This window comes from Salipaludibacillus daqingensis (assembly GCF_029891575.1).
Taxonomy (GTDB): Bacteria; Bacillota; Bacilli; order Bacillales; family Salisediminibacteriaceae; genus Salipaludibacillus; species Salipaludibacillus daqingensis.
In genome coordinates, this window is record NZ_JARZHF010000001.1 from 178,677 (window position 1) to 203,488 (window position 24,812).

General features: G+C 38.3%; 26 protein-coding genes. 1 reads left to right on the forward strand and 25 read right to left on the reverse strand.

Annotated features, from left to right (window positions below; genetic code table 11):
* Window positions 1-190: 190 nt before the first annotated feature.
* Genes QDN89_RS00900 through QDN89_RS00930 form a run of 7 tightly spaced genes read right to left on the reverse strand, consistent with a single transcriptional unit; the run spans window position 191 to window position 5,741 of the window.
* Window positions 191-1,153, reverse strand: coding sequence for a biotin--[acetyl-CoA-carboxylase] ligase (locus QDN89_RS00900; protein WP_280768196.1), 963 nt, complete (start codon window positions 1,151-1,153; stop codon window positions 191-193).
* Window positions 1,143-2,291, reverse strand: coding sequence for a CCA tRNA nucleotidyltransferase (locus tag QDN89_RS00905; protein WP_280768197.1), 1,149 nt, complete (start codon window positions 2,289-2,291; stop codon window positions 1,143-1,145). Before QDN89_RS00905 ends, QDN89_RS00900 begins: the two co-directional genes overlap by 11 nt.
* Window positions 2,292-2,300: 9 nt before the next feature.
* On the reverse strand, window positions 2,301-3,428 hold the full coding sequence (gene bshA / locus QDN89_RS00910) for an N-acetyl-alpha-D-glucosaminyl L-malate synthase BshA (protein ID WP_280768198.1): 1,128 nt from the start codon (window positions 3,426-3,428) through the stop codon (window positions 2,301-2,303).
* Window positions 3,425-4,144, reverse strand: coding sequence for a bacillithiol biosynthesis deacetylase BshB1 (gene bshB1, locus QDN89_RS00915; RefSeq protein WP_280768199.1), 720 nt, complete (start codon window positions 4,142-4,144; stop codon window positions 3,425-3,427). The genes bshA and bshB1 overlap by 4 nt, the downstream gene beginning before the upstream one ends.
* The gene (mgsA, locus tag QDN89_RS00920; RefSeq protein WP_280768200.1) at window positions 4,141-4,563 is read right to left on the reverse strand and encodes a methylglyoxal synthase; all 423 of its coding nucleotides are present in this window, start codon (window positions 4,561-4,563) and stop codon (window positions 4,141-4,143) included. The genes bshB1 and mgsA overlap by 4 nt, the downstream gene beginning before the upstream one ends.
* Window positions 4,564-4,593: 30 nt before the next feature.
* Window positions 4,594-5,388: a 4-hydroxy-tetrahydrodipicolinate reductase gene (gene dapB, locus QDN89_RS00925; protein ID WP_280768201.1), complete on the reverse strand. Its 795-nt coding sequence runs from the start codon at window positions 5,386-5,388 to the stop codon at window positions 4,594-4,596.
* Window positions 5,385-5,741: a nucleotide pyrophosphohydrolase gene (locus QDN89_RS00930; protein WP_425335357.1), complete on the reverse strand. Its 357-nt coding sequence runs from the start codon at window positions 5,739-5,741 to the stop codon at window positions 5,385-5,387. Before QDN89_RS00930 ends, dapB begins: the two co-directional genes overlap by 4 nt.
* A gap of 144 nt (window positions 5,742-5,885) precedes the next feature.
* Between QDN89_RS00930 and QDN89_RS00935 the strand changes: the two genes are divergently transcribed.
* The gene (locus tag QDN89_RS00935) at window positions 5,886-6,758 is read left to right on the forward strand and encodes a YitT family protein (protein ID WP_280768203.1); all 873 of its coding nucleotides are present in this window, start codon (window positions 5,886-5,888) and stop codon (window positions 6,756-6,758) included.
* A gap of 114 nt (window positions 6,759-6,872) precedes the next feature.
* Here the strand turns inward: QDN89_RS00935 and QDN89_RS00940 are convergent, their stop codons facing one another.
* From QDN89_RS00940 to trpE, 18 genes are all read right to left on the reverse strand, one after another.
* Window positions 6,873-7,562 carry a zinc metallopeptidase gene (locus QDN89_RS00940; RefSeq protein WP_280768204.1) on the reverse strand — a complete coding sequence of 230 codons (690 nt, stop codon included), beginning with the start codon at window positions 7,560-7,562 and terminating at the stop codon, window positions 6,873-6,875.
* A gap of 87 nt (window positions 7,563-7,649) precedes the next feature.
* A complete protein-coding gene (locus tag QDN89_RS00945; protein WP_280768205.1) occupies window positions 7,650-8,462 on the reverse strand; it encodes a sporulation protein YpjB in 813 nt (270 codons plus the stop codon).
* Window positions 8,463-8,545: 83 nt separating this feature from the next.
* Window positions 8,546-9,145, reverse strand: a complete 600-nt coding sequence (gene lhaT / locus QDN89_RS00950; RefSeq protein ID WP_280768206.1) for a lipoprotein heptaprenylglyceryl N-acetyltransferase LhaT — start codon at window positions 9,143-9,145, stop codon at window positions 8,546-8,548.
* Window positions 9,146-9,269: 124 nt separating this feature from the next.
* Complete coding sequence (locus QDN89_RS00955) at window positions 9,270-10,058, reverse strand: menaquinol-cytochrome c reductase cytochrome b/c subunit (protein ID WP_280768208.1); 789 nt, start codon at window positions 10,056-10,058, stop codon at window positions 9,270-9,272.
* A gap of 31 nt (window positions 10,059-10,089) precedes the next feature.
* On the reverse strand, window positions 10,090-10,761 hold the full coding sequence (qcrB, locus tag QDN89_RS00960; RefSeq protein WP_280768209.1) for a menaquinol-cytochrome c reductase cytochrome b subunit: 672 nt from the start codon (window positions 10,759-10,761) through the stop codon (window positions 10,090-10,092).
* Between the two features lie 17 nt (window positions 10,762-10,778).
* Window positions 10,779-11,282, reverse strand: a complete 504-nt coding sequence (locus QDN89_RS00965; protein ID WP_280768210.1) for a QcrA and Rieske domain-containing protein — start codon at window positions 11,280-11,282, stop codon at window positions 10,779-10,781.
* Window positions 11,283-11,415: 133 nt separating this feature from the next.
* Complete coding sequence (locus tag QDN89_RS00970) at window positions 11,416-11,895, reverse strand: YpiF family protein (protein WP_280768211.1); 480 nt, start codon at window positions 11,893-11,895, stop codon at window positions 11,416-11,418.
* Window positions 11,896-11,989: 94 nt separating this feature from the next.
* Window positions 11,990-12,541: a ReoY family proteolytic degradation factor gene (locus QDN89_RS00975; protein WP_280768212.1), complete on the reverse strand. Its 552-nt coding sequence runs from the start codon at window positions 12,539-12,541 to the stop codon at window positions 11,990-11,992.
* Between the two features lie 310 nt (window positions 12,542-12,851).
* A complete protein-coding gene (locus QDN89_RS00980) occupies window positions 12,852-14,120 on the reverse strand; it encodes a tetratricopeptide repeat protein (RefSeq protein ID WP_280768213.1) in 1,269 nt (422 codons plus the stop codon).
* Window positions 14,121-14,213: 93 nt separating this feature from the next.
* Complete coding sequence (locus QDN89_RS00985) at window positions 14,214-15,104, reverse strand: hypothetical protein (protein WP_280768214.1); 891 nt, start codon at window positions 15,102-15,104, stop codon at window positions 14,214-14,216.
* Window positions 15,105-15,332: 228 nt separating this feature from the next.
* Window positions 15,333-16,622 carry a 3-phosphoshikimate 1-carboxyvinyltransferase gene (gene aroA / locus QDN89_RS00990; RefSeq protein WP_280768215.1) on the reverse strand — a complete coding sequence of 430 codons (1,290 nt, stop codon included), beginning with the start codon at window positions 16,620-16,622 and terminating at the stop codon, window positions 15,333-15,335.
* Between the two features lie 25 nt (window positions 16,623-16,647).
* Window positions 16,648-17,751 (reverse strand): prephenate dehydrogenase, encoded by a 1,104-nt coding sequence (locus QDN89_RS00995; RefSeq protein WP_280768216.1) that lies wholly within the window; start codon window positions 17,749-17,751, stop codon window positions 16,648-16,650.
* 10 nt (window positions 17,752-17,761) lie between these two features.
* On the reverse strand, window positions 17,762-18,844 hold the full coding sequence (hisC, locus tag QDN89_RS01000; RefSeq protein ID WP_280768217.1) for a histidinol-phosphate transaminase: 1,083 nt from the start codon (window positions 18,842-18,844) through the stop codon (window positions 17,762-17,764).
* A 44-nt stretch (window positions 18,845-18,888) separates the two neighbouring features.
* A complete protein-coding gene (gene trpA, locus QDN89_RS01005; RefSeq protein ID WP_280768218.1) occupies window positions 18,889-19,686 on the reverse strand; it encodes a tryptophan synthase subunit alpha in 798 nt (265 codons plus the stop codon).
* Window positions 19,683-21,512 (reverse strand): bifunctional phosphoribosylanthranilate isomerase/tryptophan synthase subunit beta, encoded by a 1,830-nt coding sequence (locus QDN89_RS01010; RefSeq protein WP_342394361.1) that lies wholly within the window; start codon window positions 21,510-21,512, stop codon window positions 19,683-19,685. Before QDN89_RS01010 ends, trpA begins: the two co-directional genes overlap by 4 nt.
* Window positions 21,509-22,285 (reverse strand): indole-3-glycerol phosphate synthase TrpC, encoded by a 777-nt coding sequence (gene trpC, locus QDN89_RS01015; protein ID WP_280768219.1) that lies wholly within the window; start codon window positions 22,283-22,285, stop codon window positions 21,509-21,511. The genes QDN89_RS01010 and trpC overlap by 4 nt, the downstream gene beginning before the upstream one ends.
* Complete coding sequence (gene trpD / locus QDN89_RS01020) at window positions 22,282-23,298, reverse strand: anthranilate phosphoribosyltransferase (RefSeq protein ID WP_280768220.1); 1,017 nt, start codon at window positions 23,296-23,298, stop codon at window positions 22,282-22,284. The genes trpC and trpD overlap by 4 nt, the downstream gene beginning before the upstream one ends.
* Complete coding sequence (trpE, locus tag QDN89_RS01025; RefSeq protein WP_280768221.1) at window positions 23,295-24,803, reverse strand: anthranilate synthase component I; 1,509 nt, start codon at window positions 24,801-24,803, stop codon at window positions 23,295-23,297. The genes trpD and trpE overlap by 4 nt, the downstream gene beginning before the upstream one ends.
* Window positions 24,804-24,812: the final 9 nt, after the last annotated feature.

Consider the following 24,812-nt stretch of genomic DNA (forward strand, 5'->3'; position numbering starts at 1 on the left):
ATAGCACCGCATCAAATTATAACGGCGTAAAATCAACGGCTTTCTCTTATTTGCTGTTCAACCCTCTGTCCCCGTCCAGCATTCTGGATCTAGGCAGATTTCATTTCATTAGCTTTCACGTGAACCGGTACAGTTCAATTACGATACTGTCCAGAGATATTATAACAAATTTTCAATGAAAGGTGTTAATTTAACCGAAATCTATGTCAGCTGAATATATGTGATGAGTCTGTCCTTTCGCATCTTTCAGAAGCAAAACACCCTCATCATTTATTCCTATCGCTTCTCCTGTTATCGAGTCATTCGCTCTTCTAGCGATAATTTTTTTTCCGATTGATAATGAATGTGCTTCCCATAGTGGTTTAATCAACGAGAAACCTTCTGTCAAATATGTCTCATATAACCATGAAAATTCCTTCAATATTTCTGCTATCATCTCCGCCCGATCAAAACCTTCTCCAGTTTCAAGTTTCAACGATGTTGCAATGGAGGACACCTCTTCTGGGAATTCTTGATGATTCACATTTATACCCATCCCGATAATGACTGATTGAATTCGATCAGGATCAGCTTGCATTTCTGTTAATATTCCTGCTATTTTTTTACCATGAATGAGCAAATCATTTGGCCATTTGATTTCAACATTCAAATTCGTTTTATCACGCAACGCTCTCGTTAATGCAACAGCTGCAACTAGAGTTAATTGTGGCGCTTGTCGAAAGTCGATGTTCGGTTTTAATACTAAACTCATCCAAATGCCTGACTGTTTATGAGAGTCCCACACACGCCCAAGTCGACCTCTTCCTTCTGTTTGTTCATCAGCCACAACGACAGTTCCCTCCGAAGCACCTTCGTTAACTAGTTGATGAGCGATTGTTTGCGTCGAAGATACAGAAGAGTGAAAGACCACTTTATCGATTAGGGTATTCCCTTTAAGTCTCGAAACCAAATCGTGTTCACTTAGGAGGGTCCCACTTTTTTTTAACTGATACCCTTTGTTTTGCGTTGCGATAATATCAAATCCTTCTTTTCTTAACGCATCAATATGTTTCCACACTGCCGTTCGCGAACAGTTTAGCTCTTGACTAATTTTTTCACCAGATAAAAAAGTTTTTTCATTTTCTCTTAATAATGTGAGAACTTTACCTTTCATTTTTATACTCCCTTTCTAGCCAATTAAAAATAGAGCTCTTTTCATTTTTGACTAGTCCATAAATAACAGCTTGCTCAACCTTTTGAATGACGTCGCCAACTCGCCACCCAGATAAATCAGGGTACTTTTCAAGAATATCTTTCCCTGATAGATCTAAGTCTTTTTTTTGTTTAATAGGTAATTGCTCATATGTATCTAGCCAAATACCCTCATCGATATCGCTTTCATTTAACAACTTAACAAGTTTTAATGCTATGCTTAACCGATGTTTTCCTAAATCATATAAATCAAGTAGTGTCCAGGAGTCCAACGTGAAATTCGTAACTTTTCTTTGTATCTCCATCACATCTTTTGTTAGTTTATTTGATCTTTTATATTTATTTAAGGCTTGCTTAACATTATTCGATTCCCGATCATATAACGCGAAAGTCCACCACATTATTTCATCTGAGATGGATACATCTAATTCCTGCATTTCGAGAGATTTTTTGACCATTTTTGAAGGGAATAAATATGGAAGATGTTTGATAACTTCTTGAGAAAACAACCACTTCCATTTTTCTCCGTCTAGTCGACATTTGCTTATTTTCTCTAGTTCTGCAGCCACTCTTTCTTTTGCCGGTTCCTTAATATGTTCGGACATTTCATTTATGTATACTTGGGTCGTCGGTTCTATAGTAAACTGCAACTGTAACGCAAAACGTATTGCCCGCAAAAGACGAAGGGGATCTTGAATAAAAGGCTTATTCGTTCCGCCAATCGTACGTATCACCTGATTCTTTAAATCAAGTTGTCCGAAAAATGGGTCGATAACGTCTCCATTTCTATTTTGTGCCATTGCATTGATCGTGAAATCTCGCTGCGACAGATCCTCTTCAATAGAAGCTCCTTTAAACGTGCTTACTTGAACAGGTAGACCATGAACTGGAACGAGGACTGTGCCATGTTGTATACCAACTTCAATGGTCCTTGGAAAAATGGATTGGATCTCGTTTATAGATGCATTTGTCGTAATATCAATGTCATCTACCTTTTTACCAATACAATTATCCCTTACAGCACCGCCAACTATATACGATTCATAACCAGATTCATCTAATTGGTAAAGTACTTTATCGCCGGCTTGTTTCCAGTTCATGACTTCCACCTACTTTTCAAGAGTAGACTCATAAATTGTCTCATATTGCGAAACAATTTTATCTTGATGAAACGTTTGAACAGCCCGATTTTTAGCTGATTCAGCCATTTGTTTTTGTAATAATGGATTTGATAATAAATAAAGTGTACGAGAAGCAATAGTATCAATATCACCTAACTCACAAATATATCCATTTTCACCATCTTCAATAACTTCCGGTATACCGCCAATATTCGTTCCTATTACTGGGACTCCGCAAGCCATCGCTTCTAAAATAACTAAACCGAAGCTTTCTTTTTCAGACAAAAGTAATTTCACATCACTCATCGATAACAACTCAGCAACCCGCTTCTGATTCCCTAAAAAATGGACACTTTCAGTTAAACCAAGCTGTTTTACTAAGTCACAAATGACCGTTAACTCTGGTCCTTCACCAATTAACAATAATACAGCATCTATTTCTTGTTGAACCTTTTTAAAGACTTTAATCACATCTTCTACTCGTTTTACTTTACGAAAATTAGAAACATGTGAGATCACTTTTGTATCTTTTCCTATCCCATATTGTTCTCTTAAATTTTCTACTTCTCTCGGATAATAGACGCGATGATCGATAAAGTTATAAACGGTTTCAATTTTCTTCTCAGTACCTAACAATTCTTTCGTTTGTTTAATTAAATCATCAGAAACTGCCGTAACGGCGTCAGATTTATCAATACCGAAGCGAATCATATCTGAGAGGGAAGGATCATATCCTAACACCGTTATATCCGTTCCATGAAGAGTCGTGACTATCTTCACGTCCCGATCCACCATTTCTTTCGCTAAATAGGCACTGATTGAATGTGGAATCGCATAGTGAACGTGTAATAAGTCGAGTCCTTCACGTTTAATCACATCTGCCATTTTACTAGCTAGTGCTAAATCATAAGGTGGATAACGAAAGACAGAATATTGATTTACTTCTACTTCATGATAAAAAATATTTGCTTTACAGTCATCCAACCGAAATGGGAGACTAGAGGTAATGAAATGAACTTCATGACCTTTTTCAGCTAAGGCTTTCCCTAACTCCGTCGCAACCACCCCAGACCCACCAACGGTTGGATAACAAGTAATTCCTATTTTCAATGTCATTGTTCATCTCCTAGTAAGTCATGGATGAGAATAGGTTTCTCAGAAAAGAAACCTTCGGCAAATCTGACACCAGCTTCTCCTCCTAATAATTGGTCTCGCGCTTTTAAATTATCAATATAGCCGTTATTTAACGGGGTCAATATTTGACCTTCTCGAGATGAAAATTGGCTTTTAAAACATGCTAATGCTTTGTATTTCATCTCAAAAGATAGTGAAATATCAACTAAAAAATCTGGTTTAGACATACCATTAATCTGATAAAAATAAAGGTTATCAGGGCGATAGTACTCATTCGACTCATCTTGCATATATTTTTTGATGCCAGCAGAGAAAAATGCTTCTTTCACTAATTCTCCGCAATGTCCATGATCAGGGTGCCTGTCTTGATGATATGGTGCAAAAACAAGTTTCGGACGATACTTTCGAATGATTTTAACAAGAGCATCTATTGCTTCTTGCCGATGTTCAAGTAACTTACGGTCGGCAAACTTAAATTGGATAGGATCAGGCAATCCTAATGTTTCACAAGCTTTTTGTGCTTCCTTTTGTCGATTATCAACCGTACCATTCGATGAAAGTTCGGCCTCTGTCAGGTGGACGATCAAGATTTTTTTACCTTCTTTTTGATATTTCGCAATCGTTCCTCCCATGCCAATTTCTACATCATCAGGATGTGCCCCTACTGCTAACACATCAAGCTGTCTTTCTTTAGTCATGATTGGTTCTCTCCATGATTTTGACCTTTCACAATATCTCTCCACTTAAATTCTCCTCGTTTTAAACCTGACAAAAGTAATTCAGCTGTTGCCATGTTTGTAGCAAGTGGAATCGTATATACATCACAAAGACGAATTAATGCAGTGATGTCTGGTTCATGAGGTTGAGCTGTCAATGGATCTTTGAAAAAAAGGACTAAATCCATCTTATTTTCAGCAACGAGCGAACCAATTTGTTGATCGCCCCCCAGTGGACCAGACTTAAATCGAAAAATATCGAGAGAAGTTTCCTCCATGATTCTTTGTCCGGTTGTTCCCGTGGAGTATAACTGATGCTCTTTCAAAACGTGCTCATATGCAATTGCAAAACCAACGAGATCGTCTTTTTTTTTGTCATGGGCAATAAAAGCAATATTCATACATCTCTCTCCTCTCTTTCTTAACAATCTCTATTCAATAATTTGATCAAGTCCATATACAAGCACGGACAAATTCATAACCGTCTCACAAGCTAACTTCACGCCAGGCATAAATGACGTACGATTTAATGAGTCATGACGGAGCTTGAGAGTTTGTCCTTCTCCACCAAAAAGCACTTCTTGGTGCGCAACAAGTCCTGGAAGTCTTACACTGTGTATTCGCATCCCTTCATAATCAGCACCTCTAGCGCCTTCTAATTGCTCCGCTTCTTCAGGATGTCCTTGAATTTTTGCTTCTCTCACTTCAGCAATCATCTGGGCTGTTTTAACCGCTGTTCCTGATGGCGCATCTAGCTTACGATCATGGTGCTGCTCAATAATCTCCACGTCTGTCATATATTTAGCTGCCATTTGTGAAAATTTCATAAGTAAGATCGCTCCGATAGCAAAGTTAGGTGCAATAATCGCTCCTATCGCTTTTTCTTCTGCTATCGCCGATAACTCTTCAATGTCATCGTCAGTAAATCCTGTCGTACCTACAACTGGTCGCACACCGTAATCAAATGCGATGCGCATGTGCTTTTTGCCTGCTTCAGGAGCAGTCAGATCAATGAGAACATCGCACTCTACTTGTTGGAAGCATTCAGCCATATCTACATATACAGGCAAGTCTAGTGGTTCCATTCCATCAACATCTTTCATTTTATAGCCGTCGAATTCTTGATCGACAACTGCTCTTAATTGAAACTCAGATTCTTTAGTCACCATTTTCACGGCTTCTTTCCCCATATTTCCTCTTGGTCCTGCGATAACAATGTTAATCATTTTTTATCCTCCGTTTCACTAATTCTTGTCCATCGATCTTTGTCACGAGTTTGAAATTTTTCCATTACTAGATCAAATGCCTCTTCCATATTTATATCCAAAGAGTTCGCTAGGCATATCATGACAAACAACATATCGCCTAATTCTTGTTCAAGCGTTTTTTCTTCTTCACTATCTTTTTTTGGTTTCTCTCCGTAATAATGATTTATTTCGCGAGCAAGTTCACCAGTTTCCTCTGTTAACCTTGCCATCATCGATAAAGGAGAAAAGTAGCCTTCTTTAAACTGTGATATGTATGAATCTACTTCGTTTTGCATTTGCTCCATTGTTTTTTTACTCATTTGGTTTACCATCCCTTTCTTAAAAGGCTCACAATACACTACACGCTTATCGTAGCGAAAACGAACGTTTTTGACAAATGTTTTCTTTCCATTGAACCTTATTACCCTATGAATTATAATATAGCAGTTCGACTGAAAAACAAGGAGGTACGAACGATGGTTACAAAAATTCAATTTAAACATGTATTTTTTATTTTAATTGGCACTGCAATTATGTCTTTTGGGCTTGTTTACTTTAACATGGAAAATAATCTAGCAGACGGTGGATTCACTGGGATTACATTAATTTTATATTTTATTTTTAATATTGATCCAGCTTATTCAAACCTAATTTTAAATGTCCCTCTGTTTTTTATCGGTTGGAAAGTTCTTGGTCGAAATGCATTCATCTATACGTTAATAGGAACAGTTGCTATCTCTGTATTTCTTTGGTTGTTTCAAAGATACAAATTTTTTGCAATGCCTTTAGATGATGACATGACGTTAGCCGCTCTCTTCGCAGGTGTATTTATTGGTGTCGGCTTGGGAATCGTCTTTCGATTCGGTGGAACGACTGGAGGAGTTGACATTATTGCAAAACTTGGTTTTAAGTATTATGGATGGAGCATAGGTAGAACCATGTTTGTATTTGATGCTGTTGTCATCACTTCATCTCTCGTATACTTAAATTACAGAGAAGCAATGTATACGTTATTAGCCGTATTTGTTGCCGCCAAAGTGATTGATTTTATGCAGCAAGGTGCATACTCTGGAAAAGCTGCCATGATCGTTTCAGATAATGCTCCAAAAATCGCGTCTACTATCTTGCAGGAAATGGATAGAGGTGCAACGATTCTAAAAGGACGGGGTACATTTACAGGTGCTGATCGTGAAGTACTATACTGCGTTGTTAGTAGAAATGAAATGGTCCGCCTAAAAAATATCATTGTTAAAGTTGATCCTCACGCCTTTGTCACACTTGCAGATGTCAATGATGTGATGGGTGAAGGTTTCACATTAGACGAGAATAAAAATCCATTAGGAGTTTAATTCGTTTCGCATTTTGTGAAAGTCCTACTAACTCAATAAATAACATGATACAACAAAAGTCACCGGAATGTATTTCCGGTGACTTTTGTAACATAAAGTTTTAATGAAAGATGATCAGTCGTTATTCATCATGACATACATCATGATAAATCGAATAAGTTCTGCTACTGCTACTAGTGCTGCTGCCACATAAGTTAAGGCTGCTGCATCAAGAACTTTTTTTGTTTCTCGTTCTTCATCATTTCGAATAACTCCAACAGAAACAACTTGTTCCATCGCTCTACTTGAAGCGTTAAACTCAACTGGCAGTGTCACTAGTTGGAATAAAACAGCAAAAGACATGAAAATAATCCCTGCTAAAACCATTCCCGACATAGATAAAAGCATACCACCAATGATTAGGAAAATGGACGTATTAGATCCAAAGTTAGCAACGGGTACGAGAGAATGCCTAAAACGTAAAAAGCTGTAACCCTCTGCGTCCTGCATTGCATGTCCCACTTCGTGAGCTGCAACGGCTGCACCAGCAACGGAATTACCGTAATAGTTATGCTCCGATAAGCGAACCACTTTTTTACGAGGATCATAATGGTCTGTTAGTTGGCCTTTGACAGGCTCTACGACGACATCAAATAATCCATTATCATTCAATATTTTACGCGCAACTTCAGCACCGGTCATACCTGAAGAAGATGCGATTTGGGAATATTTACGATACGTACTTTTTACTTTTGAACTAGCCCAAAAAGGGATAATTAGTAGCAATGCGAAATAAATTAAAAAGCCACCGAATGTTTCAAACATAATGTCCTTCCTCCTATCAATCATGTCCTTCTTTTATAGTTAATTTCATTTTAGTCAAAGAACATCAACATGTCAACGATCTTGCTTTCACTGGTTTTGGCGTCTTTTTCTTTTCAATCTTTCTGCTTGCTGCGCTCTATATTTTTTCCACCCGACATAACTTAACGAGCTGAAAATCGCTCCACTAATAGTTATAATGAGCCAATATAACGAAGGATCGGATTCCTTTTCTGTTCCTTCTCCTGCGAAAATCACTAACAATTCTTTTTCGATTCGCTCCATATGTTGATCCCACTCTTGTTGCGAAACATCACCTTCATCCATCATTTTCTTTAAGTATTCTATTTGAGAATCAATTCTTTGAAGTCTCTGTGGCGATAAGGAAACTTTCCATGTCGGTTTCGCTGTTTCATAATAGGAAAGAAAATGATTCACTTTTTTTACGGATAGTTCTGTTGTTCCCTGCTTTGAAGTGAGTAATTCATTTAATGAACTTAACATCGGTTCTTTTAATTTAAGCCACAAAGGATCATCTTCGTTCACATAAATATCCATCAATAAACGAAGTTGATAAGCGTGAAATATTCTTTCTCTATGTGATAATGACGCGCTCTTAACCGCATGAACTGCCTCATCATATGTGGATGTAATCACTTGAAGCTCATTCATCGTTAATTCGTACTTCGTCCGATCAATTTTTAGAAATAACTCTCCAAAATGATCGAGCATTTCCGCTGCCTCGTCATAATGATGTTGTTTCACATATTGTAAAATCGTATCACTCTTTTGATTTAATTCACTCCAATGCTTTTCCTCTTCACCATAAGCATTAGAGGCTCCGGTGAAAACTATAAGTAAAAGCATCATCGTTAATATTGACGTAAACCTTCCTTTCCTCATGCCTGTCCCTCCTCTTTATCATACTTCATCTTATGAAGAGTTGGACAAGAGTAGACCGAGAAAGCAAGAAGAATTAACAAGAATTATTTGAATGCTAATTCTCTTTCGGTGGAAACCTTTTTCAAAACATAGACCGTGAACAAAGAAAAGATGCTCAACCAAAACGTAAAATAGGCGATTTCTTGGATATAAGGTTGAATGGATGAAGCAACACCGGGATGCATGCCGTATATATAATCAATGACATCATTATGTAAAGTCCATATAGCTACAAGAATAAGATGCCATGGCTTTATTCTGTAGTATGGGATATAAAGCAACCCTTGTATCGCCATCCCAAGGTGAGAAGCGATGAGCATATAATTTAATATTCCTATAGGAGACCCTGCTACCGCTGCCGCTAAAATCATCACAACGGCCCAAACACCATATTTCAATAAAGTAACCGCAGCTAGCGCTTCCACGATTGGAAAATTCTTTCCAAATAGAAAAGCAGCTAAAACAATGCAAAAAAACAAACTTGCTGTTGGGCTATCAGGTACGAAAATTAGAAAATGAGGTGGAGTCACAGCAATCTGGCTTTCATACCAAATGAATCCGTATATTGTACCGAAAATGTTGACGATTAAAAGCAGTAATATAAACCAACGTTGACCGATAATTGATAATAGATATGTAAGCATCGGTATCTCCCTTTACTATAGTTTTTAGCCATGTTAACACGCCTTGTTGCTATCTTACTATTATGTAACGATATTTTAAAAAGAGCTGACTGATATATCTCAGTCAGCTCTTATCATGTATTAATTATTCGTCATCACCATCAGGATCTTGCCCATCGTTGGCAATAAAAGCTGCTAATGTTTCAAGTTCTTCGTCAGAACCTTCAAATTGATCAGCTGGCATTCCATCTGCTCCATTAATAATGATGTCTTTCACTTGATCTACATCGTAGTCACTTTCAAATATGTTCGGTCCTGCTGCTCCACCTAACATATCCCCACCGTGACAACCGATACAGGACTCTTGAGATTGATATATTTCATACCCCTCTGCTGTTTCATCTACTTCTACACCTTCAACAATTTGCCCTTGTTGCGCTGCCGCTTCCCAGTCGTGATCGTCGACAGATTCCCAAGTAAGAAAAATAATTGAAGCTATTCCTAGAAGCATAAGACCACTGGCAATTGGACGTTTAAATGGACGTCTTTCTTTTCCACTGTCTAACCATGGAACGAGTAATAGTGCTCCGAACGCAACACCTGGAATTAATACAGCTCCAATAACAGTATACTGACCAGCAGCAAATTCATACTTTAATAATTGGTACAAAAATAAGAAGTACCAGTCTGGCAAAGGTATGTAGCCAGAGTCAGTTGGATCTGCAATCCTTTCCAAAGGTGCCGGATGAGCCACAGTTAATACTAAAAAACCAATTAGAAAAACAGCCCCAACCATCCATTCCCGAAGCAAGAAGTTCGGCCAGAATGCTTCTGTTTTTCCCGGATATTCTGAATAATCCTTAGGTATATTCGGTTTACGTTCAGCAGGGACACGCGAATCCTCTACGAACTTCATCCCTTTTCCGCGGTGCATAGCTTTCCCTCCTTATCACATCTGTTCCATCTTACAATGGACCAGAAATTCCTTGCTTACGAATCATGAAAAAGTGAGCTCCCAACAATCCTAATAAAGCTCCCGGTAAAAAGAACACATGAATCGCAAAGAATCGTGCTAGTGTTTGTGCCCCAATAATTTCTCCACCAGCTAATAATGTTCTAGCAAAACCACCAATAATAGGTGCACTTTCTGCAATTTCAAGTCCTACTACTGTGGCGAAATATGCTTTCATATCCCAAGGTAATAAATACCCAGTGAAACCAAGACCTAAAATGACGAAAAATAGTAAAACTCCAACAACCCAGTTTAATTCACGAGGTTTTTTGTATGAACCAGTGAAGAAAACTCGAAGTGTATGAAGAAACATCATGACGATAACCAAACTGGCACCCCAATGGTGCATCCCCCGAACGATCATCCCGTGCGTTACTTCATTTTGTAAATAATAAACCGATTCGTATGCATGAATAATATCTGGAACATAATACATCGTCAAAAACATTCCAGAAAGAATTTGGATAACAACGACAAAAAATGTCAGTCCTCCAAAACAATAAACAAAAGCAGAAAAGTGATGAGCTGGATTTACGTGTTCAGGTACTTCATGGTCCGCAATATCGCGCCATAAAGGTGTTATATCTAAACGTTCATCCACCCAATCATATACTTTCTGTAGCATTCCTTACGCCCCCCTTTTTAACTACGCTGATTGATTTGACCTAAATAAATCATCCCGTCACGGACTTCCACATCATAAACGTCCAACGGTCGCGTCGGTGGCGTGCCTGCAACGTTTGTCCCATCTCGCTCAAATCGTCCAAAATGACATGGACAAAAAAACTGTTCTGGATAATCTTCATTAGAATCCCAGTTTACTGTACAACCTAGGTGCGTACAGATAGGTGAAAGAGCAATAATCTCATCTCCATCTTTATAAATCCATGCAGATCGAGGCTGCTCTGATGTATACCAAGCATCTTCAATTTCCAATTGAAAATTGACAATCTGAGGCTCATCTGTTAATTCATCTTCACCAAGACCAACAGATACAAATTCTGAATCCCCTGTAGCTTCTAACGCAGGGTCTAACGCCATTCTAACCATTGGGCTAAGCATTCCCGCAGCCATAAAGCCACCTACACCAGTTAATGTATAAGTTAAAAATTGACGTCTTGAAACCCGGTGCTTTTTTTCGCTCACAACCTTCCCTCCTCACATCCAAATCTTCACACAAATTTCACACACTTAAAACATACTAAGACATTATTATGATAGCCCAATAAAACGTGCACTGTCAATAAAATCACACTAATCATTTTAGAAGAATAATGTCTTATTCATCTCGATTATTTGGTTCTGTTTGCCATTTCCCCGTAAATAAGGGCATAATTTGGCTAGTTTGTTGCTCTACTGTTTTTTTTAATTGATCGGAATTCATTGTCTCACTTGAAATTGCAGGAATCCAAATCAACTCATCAGGAAGTTTTTTATCTAATGATTTCCATGCTACATCTGAAGTAACATAAAAAACATATTTAAATCCTTGTTGAAACAAATGAGCATCCCATTCCATTAATCTGCGAAGTTTTTCTTCCGAAGACTCCGTTTTTAAATAAGTAAATGGGGGCATTAAAAATACTCTGCCTGTAAATTGATTTTCAATTCGATCTGTTATGTATTCCGTGAACTCTCCCATTGTAATCGTTTCTTTTTCCGATTTCCCCCATTGCAAAGGTATGAGAGGAATGACGGCTGTATCGACATATTCCTTTGCTTGTTGATAGGTATCGATGTCGGTTACTTTCCACTTCATTGTTAGCCTCCTCATGAACTATATTCAACTATCACACTCTTAAATATACAATTATTTTCTCTAGTATGAACAGGTTTCCCCAAAAGAAAAGCCCTTAGTCTTCAAGGGCTTTTAAAGCAGAATATTTTTTTGCTAAGTCTTGGAACGTTGTTTCATCCCCGTTCACTAAAGCAAGATCAATCTCTTCTTCAAGCATTTTCATACTTTGCATACGTATCGATTCATCTAAAATCATTTCTGCCAATAATCCTTGTAAGTTTTCTTCTGCTTCATTTACTGGTAGGTAAGGGTTCTCCTCTAATACAGCCATATACTGAGGTAACGTTTGTTTTTCTTTGAAGTTCAACTGGATATATATATCCTCGTTCCGATTCAAGCGAATGTCATGAAATGATTTCTCTGCATCCATTGTTACGTGCTGATTTTTGTGAAAAGCAAATGGGACATGCTCCACATCATTAGCCGAAATCATTAAAGCTTTCGGACAATGCTCGGCTTGCTCAACAAAGTGAACTCGTTCCATTAAGATGTCATCACTCATTAAAAAGTTCAACAGCCATGCGCACTCACGGCGTTTTAGCTGATACGACTCTAAAAACCACTTCAAAAAATCACGCTTTTCCATTACTGGAACTGGATTGTTCATCACGACCCCTCCCTTTTTTTAAACCACAACAGGGACAGAACACACTTTCCTTTTTCCTACCTTTTCAAGCTTTTGATAATGAATTCAACCAACAGATGTTCTCACCTTGATTTCCACCAATGTCCCTTTCATCCGTCGGTGAACTAAACTGCATAACCCCAACAAGAAGTACCCCCGTCTAAAATGATTGAAAATGCCTTATATACTTATAACTATTCTCCATGTAATCGAAAAATCCTGCTAGATTTATCTTAATTTTCTTATTCCCTTAATTTTGTTTTATTAATCTCTTAATCTCAATGAATTCGGCTTATTTTTTCAAGTCAATAAGCCTTTCTTCAATATCTAATCGGTCCGGTTGTAGTAAAAGTAATTCTTCTAACAACGCAATCCCTTTTTCTTTGTTTTTGACAGCAAGAAATGTAAATGCGGCTTCTTCAAGAAGCCTTTCATCCCTACTTAAAGATTGTAAAGCCGTATCATATGCTTCTGCTGCTCCTTTCATATCATCTTGTTCAAATAACGCTTTCGCTCGGTAGCGTTCATATACTGGATCAAATTCACCATAATCATCAAGGAATGTCACAAGGTCAAGGATACCTTCAAAATCTTCTTCTTTATCAAAATAAATAAGCAACTCTTTAACTGCAGATAAATTTGATGGGTTCAGCGCAATGACTTTCTCCAAAAAAACTTTTCCTTCGGAGTGTAATCCTTTTGAAAACTGCAGTTTGGCTAATTCTAAGTATAATTCTTCGTTAAACTCATCTTTTTTAATACCTTCTTCCAATGTATCGGTAGCTTCGTCCAGCTTTTTCTGAGCTATAAAGGCTCTGGCTAAATATGGATAGACGCTAGTATAGTCCGGATCCATCTCTAAAAGTCTCGTAAACGTTTTTACAGCCGTATCAATATCGTCAATTTGTAGTGCAGTATAACCAAATCCAAATAGTCCATCCGGTGTTTCTTCTTCTTCTAATCCTTCTCTATAATAATTCATCGCATCTTCAAACTGGCCTGTGATACTATATGCTTCTGCCAATTTCAGTTGTGGTTGAATCGGTAATTCATCTGGGAGGTTTCCTTGATGGATGGCTTTTTTATAATTAGAAATTGCTTGCTGATAATCTCCACGATTTAAATAGAACTCGCCTAAACCAAATTGAAGGACCGCATTACCAGGTTCATTTTTTATCGCTTCGAGTAGCTTTTTCTCAGCCACTTCTTCTAATCCTTGATTTTCATACAAATCTGCTAAAAGAAGTTGTGCCTGGATGTAAGCTGCATCTCCTTTGTCAATTTCACTTAGCATCTCAATAGCCTCGTCTTCTTTCCCTAATTCACTGTAACATTCTGCTGCAAAAGCAAATAACTCTCCGTGATCTGGATAAGTAAACATCAACTCTTCAACAAGGATTACTGATCGATCGACAAGACCTAGTTCAAAATAAAGTTCTGCAATTGTTCGTTTCGTTTCATCATCAGCCGAAACTTCCAATGCTTCTATATTTTTGAGTCCTTCCTCATGCTGTCCTTCTTCAATTAATTTAATAGCACCTGCTAGCTTTTCATTCATCATAGATTTGCTTCCTTTCTTTTCATATGTCTCTCCCCATTTTAACGAACCCACCTCATGAGTCAAATGTTGAGCACAATTGTTTAAGATTGAAAACTAATCGTATTGATAAACGGCGTTAATTGGTAGGAATTGTTCAGGAACAATGGAGGTGAGCTCTCGGCCTTTTTCTCCTTCAATAAGCCAAGTTGTTCCATGTTTCACTATATTTCCTCGAAGGACAATAATATCTGGTAATACAATTGGAGTATCACCTTCTACTTTATCGAGATACATAAAGTAGTCAGCGTCACTACCAGAGTCGAAACTTCCTTTTTGGGGATATAACCCTAACCTCTTTAAAAAAAGCAGTGGTGCCTTTTCTAACGGCTTAGGAATCCGAAAGTAACTATTTACTCTCCAGTGCTTAACAATTCGCTCCCACCCTTGTAAAATCGACTGTTGCTCTTTTTCATGCAAATCAACATGATATTGATCTATCAAAAACATCATCCTAACAGGGAATGCAGCTTCAAGGTATCGTTGCCATGGGGCATGAATGAGTTCTTCTTCTGAATGAACATAAAAAAATGTTAACGGAATAGACAATACTTTTAACTTTCGAATCCAAGACTGCGTCAATCTTTCTAACGGAACTCTTACTGCCAATATATAATCGATAGGACAAGTTTTAAAGTGCTGCCTTGCTTCTTCAATTAGCCGCTCTGTTAAACTCTCATAATCTATATCGACAACATAGATAAACGATGAAAAACCATATAACAGCATTCTCTTTACATAGGACATTCCGTGCCCATTCTGAAAAGCAAACCCAACATCTCTATCTAGCTTCACTTTTCCAGAGTAGACGTTAAATGCACTTGTATCCATTTCATAAATATTTCGTTCTTCTACACTATTCGGACAAAAACGAATTTCTCCGTTGTCGACTAACACTCTTTTTTGATTATTCGTAACATGATCCCATACCTCCATATAATATTTCATAAGCCTCCAACTCCGTTCATGTTATCGCTCTAGCTTTTTCACTACTCTTAGTGAAATAAACCTACTGCTTTATAGACAAGCTATGACATAGTAGAAGAGGATATGCTTTCAATGTTGCGATAAATGGAGATATTTGATAACTTTCTATATCGCCTCCATCTCTTTTCGTAATCTACACACCCTCAAAACACAATAAAACAGCTACACAATTTTGTGTAGCTGTTTTCATTAACCTTCTGTAAGTGTATTTAAATCTTGAAAAAATGTTGGGTAAGAAACAGCAATAGCATCAGTATCCTCGACACGGACAGGAGAACTAGCAATCAGCCCACATAAAGCCATCGCCATCCCTATACGATGATCATGGTAACTCTGGACCGTTCCACCTTGAATGGTCGACTTCCCATGAATAATCATCCCATCCTCTGTCGCTTCCATATCTACTCCTAGTTTAACTAGTTGTTGAACAACTGTATCAATTCGATTCGTTTCTTTTACCTTAAGCTCTTGTGCATCTCTAATAACTGTCGTTCCTTGTGCCTGAGAAGCTAATACAGCAATTGCAGGGATTTCGTCAATGAGGCGAGGAATCAAATCCCCATCAATCGTCATGGCAGAAAGATTCGAATAACGAATCGTTAAATCAGCCGTCGGTTCCCCACCAAGCTTCCTTTCATTGTCGATCGATAAATCTGCCCCCATTCGGTGGAGAACATCAATGATACCTGTTCTCGTCGGATTCATCCCGACATTTTCAAGCGTTATTTCACTTCCTGGTACGATCGCTCCTGCAACGAGAAGGAAAGTAGCAGATGAAATGTCACCTGGAACTTCAATCGATGTCCCTTTCAATTGTTGCCCACCTTTAACAGCAGCTGAGTAATCTGTCACACTTACATCGACACCGAAACTTTCTAGCATTCTCTCCGTATGATCTCTTGATTTAGAAGGTTCTGTCACTTTTGTTTCTTCAGGTGTATATAGCCCAGCAAGTAAAATCGCCGATTTAACTTGTGCACTTGCCACAGGAGAAATGTAGTGAATCCCTTTCAGATTACCTCCACGAAGTTGAAATGGTGTATATTCAGCATTTTTCCGACCATCTACTGAAGCATTCATCATTTTCAAAGGCCCCGTTACTCTTCCCATCGGTCTTTTCGCAATAGAGTCATCTCCGACAACAACAGACGAGAAGTTTTGACCGGCTAACACTCCCGACAAAAGGCGAATCGTCGTACCCGAGTTTCCTACATCTAGTACCTCACTTGGTTCCGTTAAACCATTTAATCCTTTTCCTTTAACGACAATACGATCATCTTCTTCATCAATTTGAATACCTAATTTTCTCATACAGGCAATCGTGCTAAGACAGTCATCGCCTCGAAGGAATCCAGTAATGATTGACTCTCCTTCTGCTAAGGAAGCAAATAAAACGGCGCGATGGCTAATCGATTTATCTCCTGGTATCGTTACAGTTCCTTTTAGCTTTTTTTCAACTGGTTTTACTACTTCGTTCATCGAATTTCCCCCTTCGTTTTAGACATTAAGGTGCCTCATACGTGTCATACATATGTTCTAATAGTATAGCTTTTGCAAGTGTTAAATCTTCTTCGGAGCGAAAACTAAGTCGCAATACTCCCATAATATCTTCTCTTGCTTCAATAATACGGATATTCGTTATGCTTATATTTGCTTCGGCTAAAATAGCAGTGACGTCAGAGATCACCCCTGGATGGTCGGGAACATCGACAAACAAATCGTAAAAAGGCATCAATGCCCCTTTCTTTTTTGAAGGCAATTGATCTCTCACTTGTTTTGCATCGGAAAAAAACGCGTATATTTTCTCTTCGTCTTCCTCGTGAATCATTTGTTCCACGTCATTCATAATATCTTTCCAATCAGATAACATTGGCAACAGCAAGTCCCGATTATGCAATAGAATATCTCTCCACATGGATGGAGATGCCGATGCGATTCTTGTTACATCACGAAATCCACCTGCGGCTAACTGTGATACTAATGGCTCTTTTTCTCCTACCTTTGCCACCTGATGAACGAGAGCAGATGCAATGATATGTGGTAAATGACTAATGAGACCAGAAAAACGGTCATGCGTTTCTGGATCTAGTTCAATAAATTTGGCTTTTGTAGCTTTTAAGATGTTTTGCAATTGAATCATCTTTGATGTTGGAACTTCTTCTGATGGCGTTAATATGTAAAAGGCGTTTTCGAATAATCGTTCCCGCGAAGCTTCTACCCCTGTTTTATGAGAACCTGCCATCGGGTGCCCTCCAATGAAGTAAACTCCTTTTCCGCATAATTGTCGCCCTTTTTCTACGACGGTTTGTTTTGTGCTACCAACATCCGTGATAAGACAACCTTGTTTTAAAGGGAGACTCTGCAATTCCGTTAAAATATGAATCGAGCTCTCCACAGGGGTTGATAAAATGATCACATCAGCAAGAGGAGCTTCTTCTGCAATAGAAGAAGCTTTCTCATCAATAATTTGCAAACTATTTGCAAGCTTTGTTGCTTGTGAATCAATATCATATCCCGTGATTATCGTTTCTGGATATCCTTTTTTTATAGCTAAGGCAAGGGAGCCACCTATGAGCCCCAGCCCAATAATTAATATTCGTCTACTCACAGTGTTCCTCCTAAACGAGCCACTTTGTTAATTCAGCAATGATTTTATCATTCTGTTCTGGCGTCCCAATTGTTATTCGAACAGATGTTGGAAAACCTAGCGCTTCTCCATTTCTCGTAATAAATCCTTTAGCTAACAAGTAATTAAAAATATCCGTTCCTGGTTTTTTCAAGTCCATCAATATAAAGTTTGCTTGTGAAGGGTAGTACTCAAAACCATTTTTTTCACAGAAATCTTCGTACTTTTTCATTTCTTGTTTGTTTTTCTCATAACATGATTGGATAAATTTCTGATCATCTAACGCGGTTAACGCAGCTTTTTGCGCAATCGTATTCGTATTAAATGGCCCTCTTCCTGGATCAATTTCTCTAATTAACTTTGCACTAGCCACTCCATAACCTACTCTTAACGATGCAAGACCATATGCTTTCGAAAAAGTTCGTAATATCATTAAGTTAGGATACTCATCTAACAATGGAAGCGTATTAGGATAGTCTTCTGCTGTCACATATTCAGAATAAGCTTCATCGCTTATGACAAGAACATCCTTAGGTACCTGTTTTAAGAAAGACATAAATGCTTCGTCATTCACATACGTTCCGGTAGGATTATTTGGATTACATACGAAAACCATCTTCGTATGTTCATCGATTTGATTTAGCATTTCATCTAAATCATGCACCCCATTTATTAAAGGAACTGCTTTGATTTCTGTCCCCTCGATAACGGCATTATGGGCATATTGTGAAAACGTTGGATCTGCCGTGACAATATTATCTTTTGCAGTTAAAAATGAGCGACAAAGTATTAAAATGACTTCATCTGACCCATTTCCGAAGATCAATTGCTCCACATTTACTCCGAGGTGATCAGCAGTTTTTATGCGCAGTTCTCTCGCATATCCATCTGGATAAACGGCAATGTTTTGAAATTCTTCGATAATCGCTTTTTCTACTTTTGCTGAACTACCATATGGATTTTCATTTGAAGCTAATTTGATGACTTCATCCAATCCTAATTCTCTTTTCACTTCTTCAATTGGTTTTCCTGGTTTGTAAGGTTCAAGACCTACCATGGATTGTTTGACTTTCAATGACTTCCCCTCCACCTGCAAAACAGTATTTATCCTCTATACTATTACGAAATCAGCTCTTGCACAAACTCTTTTATTTCGAGAAGTGCTAATTTTTTGTTTTTTTCGTCTATTAGTGCTGTTTCCCGGTCAGCTATAAACCTTACGAGAGCGCTCCCTACAATAACACCGTCCGCAATTGATTGGAAGTGACGGACTTGGTCACGAGTAGAAATACCAAAACCTGCTAATACAGGAACATTAGCTGTCATTTTTAATTCTTTGATCGATTCAGACACTTGTTCTGAGAAACTTTGCCGTGTCCCTGTTACTCCTAAAGAGGTAACATAGTATAGAAATCCATCGCCTAATCGACTGATTTTTTCCATCCGGTGACTAGAACTTGGTGCTATTAAAGATATAAGCGATATATTTGCCGCTTGGCAAAGTTCTCTTAGTTCATCACTTTCTTCAAATGGGAGGTCTGGAATCAAAATGCCATCTATATCCGCTTCTTCCATTGCTTCTACCACTTCTTTATAACCGACAGACAATACTGGATTAACATACGTAAATAAAATGACTGGAACAGTTAGTCCTCTTTTGCGAGCTTGTTTCATCCCTTCAAAAGCTCTCCTTAAGCTCCCACCAGCTTTTCTTGCTCGTTCACCGGCTTCTTGAATGACAGGACCATCAGCAAGAGGATCGCTGAAAGGGACTCCCCATTCCACTGCATCTACTCCTGCCTCTTGCAACGTTAACGCCACATCGATCGATGCGTCAAACGAGGGGTCGCTGCTCATAATATAAGGTACAAATCTTTCTTGCTTTTGTTGAAATGCATCTTGTTTTAATCGGTTCATTGGTTTTTATCCTCCAATACTTGCTGAATCGTGTGCACATCTTTATCTCCTCTTCCCGATAAGCACACTAGTATGACGTCATCTTCAGATAATTCAGGAGCTATTTTACGAACATGAGCTAACGCATGAGCCGTTTCAATTGCAGGAAGAATCCCTTCAAGTCTACATAGATCTTCTAATGCTTCCATTGCCTCATCGTCTGTTACAGCATGATAGTTCACACGTTTTATATCTCTTAAATGGGCATGCTCGGGACCTATACCTGGGTAATCTAAACCAGCAGAAATAGAATAAGGCTCCGTAATGTTACCATCTTCATCTTGCAGTAAATAAGATAACGACCCGTGTAAAACACCTTTTCTTCCTTTCGAAAGAGTTGCTGCATGATCAGGAGTATTAACCCCTTTCCCTGCTGCCTCAATGCCAGTTAACCTTACATTTTCTTCAATAAAAGGATAAAACATGCCCATAGCATTGCTTCCTCCACCTACACAAGCAACCACTTCATCAGGTAAACGCCCTATTCTTTCTGTCATTTGTTTTTTACTTTCTTCTCCAATAATACTTTGAAAATCTCTCACCATCATTGGGTATGGATGGGGACCAACCACACTTCCAATCAAATAAAATGTATCATGAACATTCGCCACCCAATGCCGAATCGCTTCATTTGTCGCATCTTTCAACGTTTTTCCACCAGAATGGACTTCGATTACTTCCGCTCCTAGTAAACGCATTCGAAAAACGTTCAGTTCTTGTCGCCGAATATCTTCAGCTCCCATAAATACTTTACATGACATACCAAACCTAGCAGCAACTGTTGCTGAAGCCACACCATGCTGCCCTGCTCCTGTTTCAGCAATGATTTGTGTTTTACCCATTTTCTTTGCTAATAGACCTTGCGCAAGAGCGTTATTAATTTTATGAGCACCTGTATGGTTTAAATCTTCTCTTTTCAGATAAATTTTTGCGCCACCATAAGCTTTTGTTAACCTATCCGCATAAGTTAGTGCTGTTGGTCGACCCGAATACTCTTTCAATTCTTTATTTAGTTCTTTTGCATAACTTTCATCGTTTCGAATAGAGTCATACGCTTCTTCCAACTCTTCTAACGCATACATTAATGTTTCAGGAACGTACTTTCCTCCAAATGGACCAAATCTCCCTAAATAATCAGGAGCTGTATACGTTTGATTAACCGCTTTTGTCATGATGTCCATCTTCCTTTCGTCTTTTTTATTATCCGATTCAGTACCGGACGATATATCAATTCCTATCGGTTTATAAGTCATTAATTTTTTAATATTTTCAACATTCACCCCACCAGCAATCAAACATGGAACTCCTTGAAACTTTGCTTCTTCTGAATAGCTAGGAATAGCATTCCAATCAAATTGGACGCCTGTCCCACCCCAACCTTCAGGAGTCTTTGTATCGATGACAAAACCGTCTGCTACTCCTCTGAATCTTGTCATCTCTTTTATTCCGTGTTCATTATGGTGAATCGTTTTAAATATTATTTTTCCTGTAGCTTCTTTTATCGTTAGGAGCTCATTAACCGTTTCGTTCCCATGAAGCTGGATAACATCAAGATCTGCCTGAGTTGCTTTTTCGATAATGCTTTTCGTCGATTCATTGACAAAGACGCCAATAATTTTTTGATGCTGCTTTTTCGGGAATTCCTGTTGCCACTTGGCAACATCATCTGGTTTTACTTGACGTTTACTTTCGGCAAATATAAAACCAATCATGTCAACATGTGATGAAACCCCTTTTTGATAATCTTCTGGTGATCTCATTCCACAAAACTTTAATATCGGTTTCATGTGACGTCCCCCACGTAAAATAGAGAGTCTAAAAAAGCCTTTTTATTTTCGCTTTTCATAAAAGCTTCACCGATGAGAAGTCCATCCGCTTTCGTTTCTTTAAGAAAATCGACATCTTTTTTTGAATGAATGCCGCTTTCAGAGATTAGTTGAACTCCCTTTGGGATAAGTGGATACAACCGTTTCGTTGTTGTAAGATCTGTCTCAAATGTATTTAAATCTCGGTTATTGACGCCAATCATTGAAGGGGACACATGCTGAAGAACTTTTTCTAATTCCTTTTCATTATGCACTTCTACTAATACATCCAGTCCTAATTCGGCCGCCTGTGCGTGCAGTTCAGCAAGCTGATTTCCTTCAAGAATCGCTGCGATTAATAAAATAGCATCCGCACCTATTCTCTCAGAATACGTTACTTGTTTTTCATCAATAATAAAATCTTTTCGAAGGATAGGTATATTTACTTCCTGTTTAATGTTCGTCAAATAACGAGGGTCCCCATGAAAAAACTCTTTATCTGTTAATACAGATATTCCGGCAACTTGTAATTTTTCATAAGATTCCGCAATTTCTAATGGGTGAAAATCAGCTGATATGATCCCTTTTGAAGGACTTGCTTTTTTCACTTCTGCTATCAGCCCTAATGGATGATGAGCTGACTGGATTGATTGACAAAGAGATCTTTTCGGTTTATTAACAAGACGTTCTGTTGGAATTTCAATTGACGCTAATTCTTCGATTTTTTTTGCAACTATTTTATCTAATATAGTCATGAAGCTGTAGACGCCCCTTTCTCATTACGAAGTGCTTCTAAATGATTCGTTACAGAAACACCTAAAGCTTTTCTACACTCGTGCACTCCTTCTGCAATCGATGATGCTCTACCTTGCACATATAACCCTGCTCCAGCATTAAGTAAAATCAAATCTCTCGCCGCTTCTGGTGCTTCTTCTTGAAAAACGGATTGAATAAGTGAAGCACTTTCTCGAGCATTTTCGACTATTGCACCTTCAAGCGAATGTCGAGAAATACCTGCATCTTCAGGTGAGAACGAATATTCATGCAGCTCACCATCGCGAATTTCTATAATTGATGTTTTTCCTTGAACAGTAATTTCATCTAAACCATCTTCTCCAGTTACAAATAACGCACGTTCTATATTTAATCTTAGAGAAGCTTCTGCCATTTTTTTAGCCGCTTGGTGATCATACACACCAATGATTCGCCTAGAAGCCCCTGCTGGGTTCGTTAAAGGACCTAATAAATTAAACACGGTTTTCATCGCTAATTGTTTTCGAACTGGAGCTACGTGTTTCATTGCAGCATGATAAACTGGCGCAAATAAAAAGGAAAGATGATGTTTTTCGAGCATACTTGCAGCTTCCTTTTCATTCTGTTGAAAGGGAATACCTAACTCTTCTAACACATCGGCACTGCCTGTTTTAGATGATACACTGCGATTTCCGTGTTTAGCTACTTTCACGCTCATAGAACTTAATAAAATCGCAACAGCTGTAGAAATATTAAACGTGCTCGATCCGTCGCCGCCTGTTCCACACGTATCCATCACTGGAAAAGGCAATGTGACGCGAACACTTTTTTGTTGCATTCCTTTTGCGAAACCTACGATTTCATCAACAGATTCCCCTCTGTACTGAAGGATAGATAAGATCGCTGCCATCTCTTCATGAGACCGTTCTCCTTGCATCATTTCTATTACAAGGTTTTCTGCTTCTTTCTCTGTTAAGGTTTGTTTTGCCATGAGTTTGTCTAGTGCTCTGCTCATCTCTTTGTGACCTCCTCTTGTTGATATCTCTTCTCAGCTAACTTAATGGCATATATTAATGCTTTCGCTTTATTTCTCGTCTCTTCATATTCGTTTTCCGGAACGGAGTCTTGAACAACACCTGCTCCTGCTTGCACGTATGCAACGCCTTTTTTCAGGACAATTGTTCGAATCGCAATACATGAGTCAATCGCTTCGTTAAACCCACAGTAGGCTATCGCCCCTGCATAGACCCCTCTTCTCATTTTCTCTAATTGTTGTATAATCTCCACTGCACGAACTTTTGGTGCTCCAGATACTGTTCCAGCTGGATGTGTCGAAAATAGGGCTTCAAATGGGTGAGCTTGTTTTTTTAGATTACCGGTAACTTTTGTTGTTAAGTGCATCACGTGTGAAAAATAAGAAACATCCATCATGTCTTTTACCTTAACAGAACCATATTCACTCACTCTTCCAATATCATTTCTAGCTAAATCCACTAGCATTAAGTGTTCCGCTCTTTCTTTTTCATCTGCTAGCAAATCATCTGCTAGCGCTTGATCTTCTGCTGCATCTCGTCCTCTTTTTCTCGTACCTGCGATTGGATGGATTTCCAACTCCTTATTAACATCTACTTTTACGAGACGTTCAGGAGAGCTACCGATAATTTCTTGGTCATGACAGCGAATATAATACAAATATGGAGAAGGATTAATTTTCCTTAACACACGATACAATGAAAGACCATCTGATTGTACTGGCAATTCAAACCTTTGCGATAAGACTGCTTGAAATATATCACCTGCTGCAATGTACTCTTTGATTTCTTTTACATGTGCCATATAATCATCTTTTGTATAATTCGACTGCACATTTTTAAATATATCTTCCTCTAAAGAATCGCTTAGCGGTGTCATCGTCGCTGGTGTCATAACATCTTCTTCGATCATTCGAAGTATCTCAGTAATTCTTTGTTTTCCTGTTTCAAAAGCAACTGGCGGAACGGATTGAGAAGTATCTTGCAAATGAACGACTGTTAATTCTTCTTTTTCGTGTTGATATGCTAAAATTGTCTCGCAAAACATAAAGAAAACGTCCCGTTCATCGCCACTCGAAGAAGGCAATCTCGGTTCGTAATAATGGTATGCTTCAAATCCTAAATATCCGACAGCACCACCTGGAAATGGAAGGTCAGGCATTTCTGGCGAAACATTTAGATATTTCAACGCTCGTTGCCACGCGGCTTGAAATTCATTATCTTTAAAAATCACTTCACCATGATTATTTTTAAAAACAAATTCACCAGATTGATCCTCAATATAATATTTAGGATTTAATCCTATGAATGAATAGTTAGACCATGGGGATAAAGGATCTTTACTTTCTAGTAAAAACGATGCTTGCTCATTAAATAAATGGAATAGTTGTATAGGGGTTTTCGTATCTGCAAACACTCTTGCAGACATAGGAACTGTGTCATATGTTTTCGCTTCAGTTTTAAATTGATCTATTGTCATTGCTAACATGTCAATCAC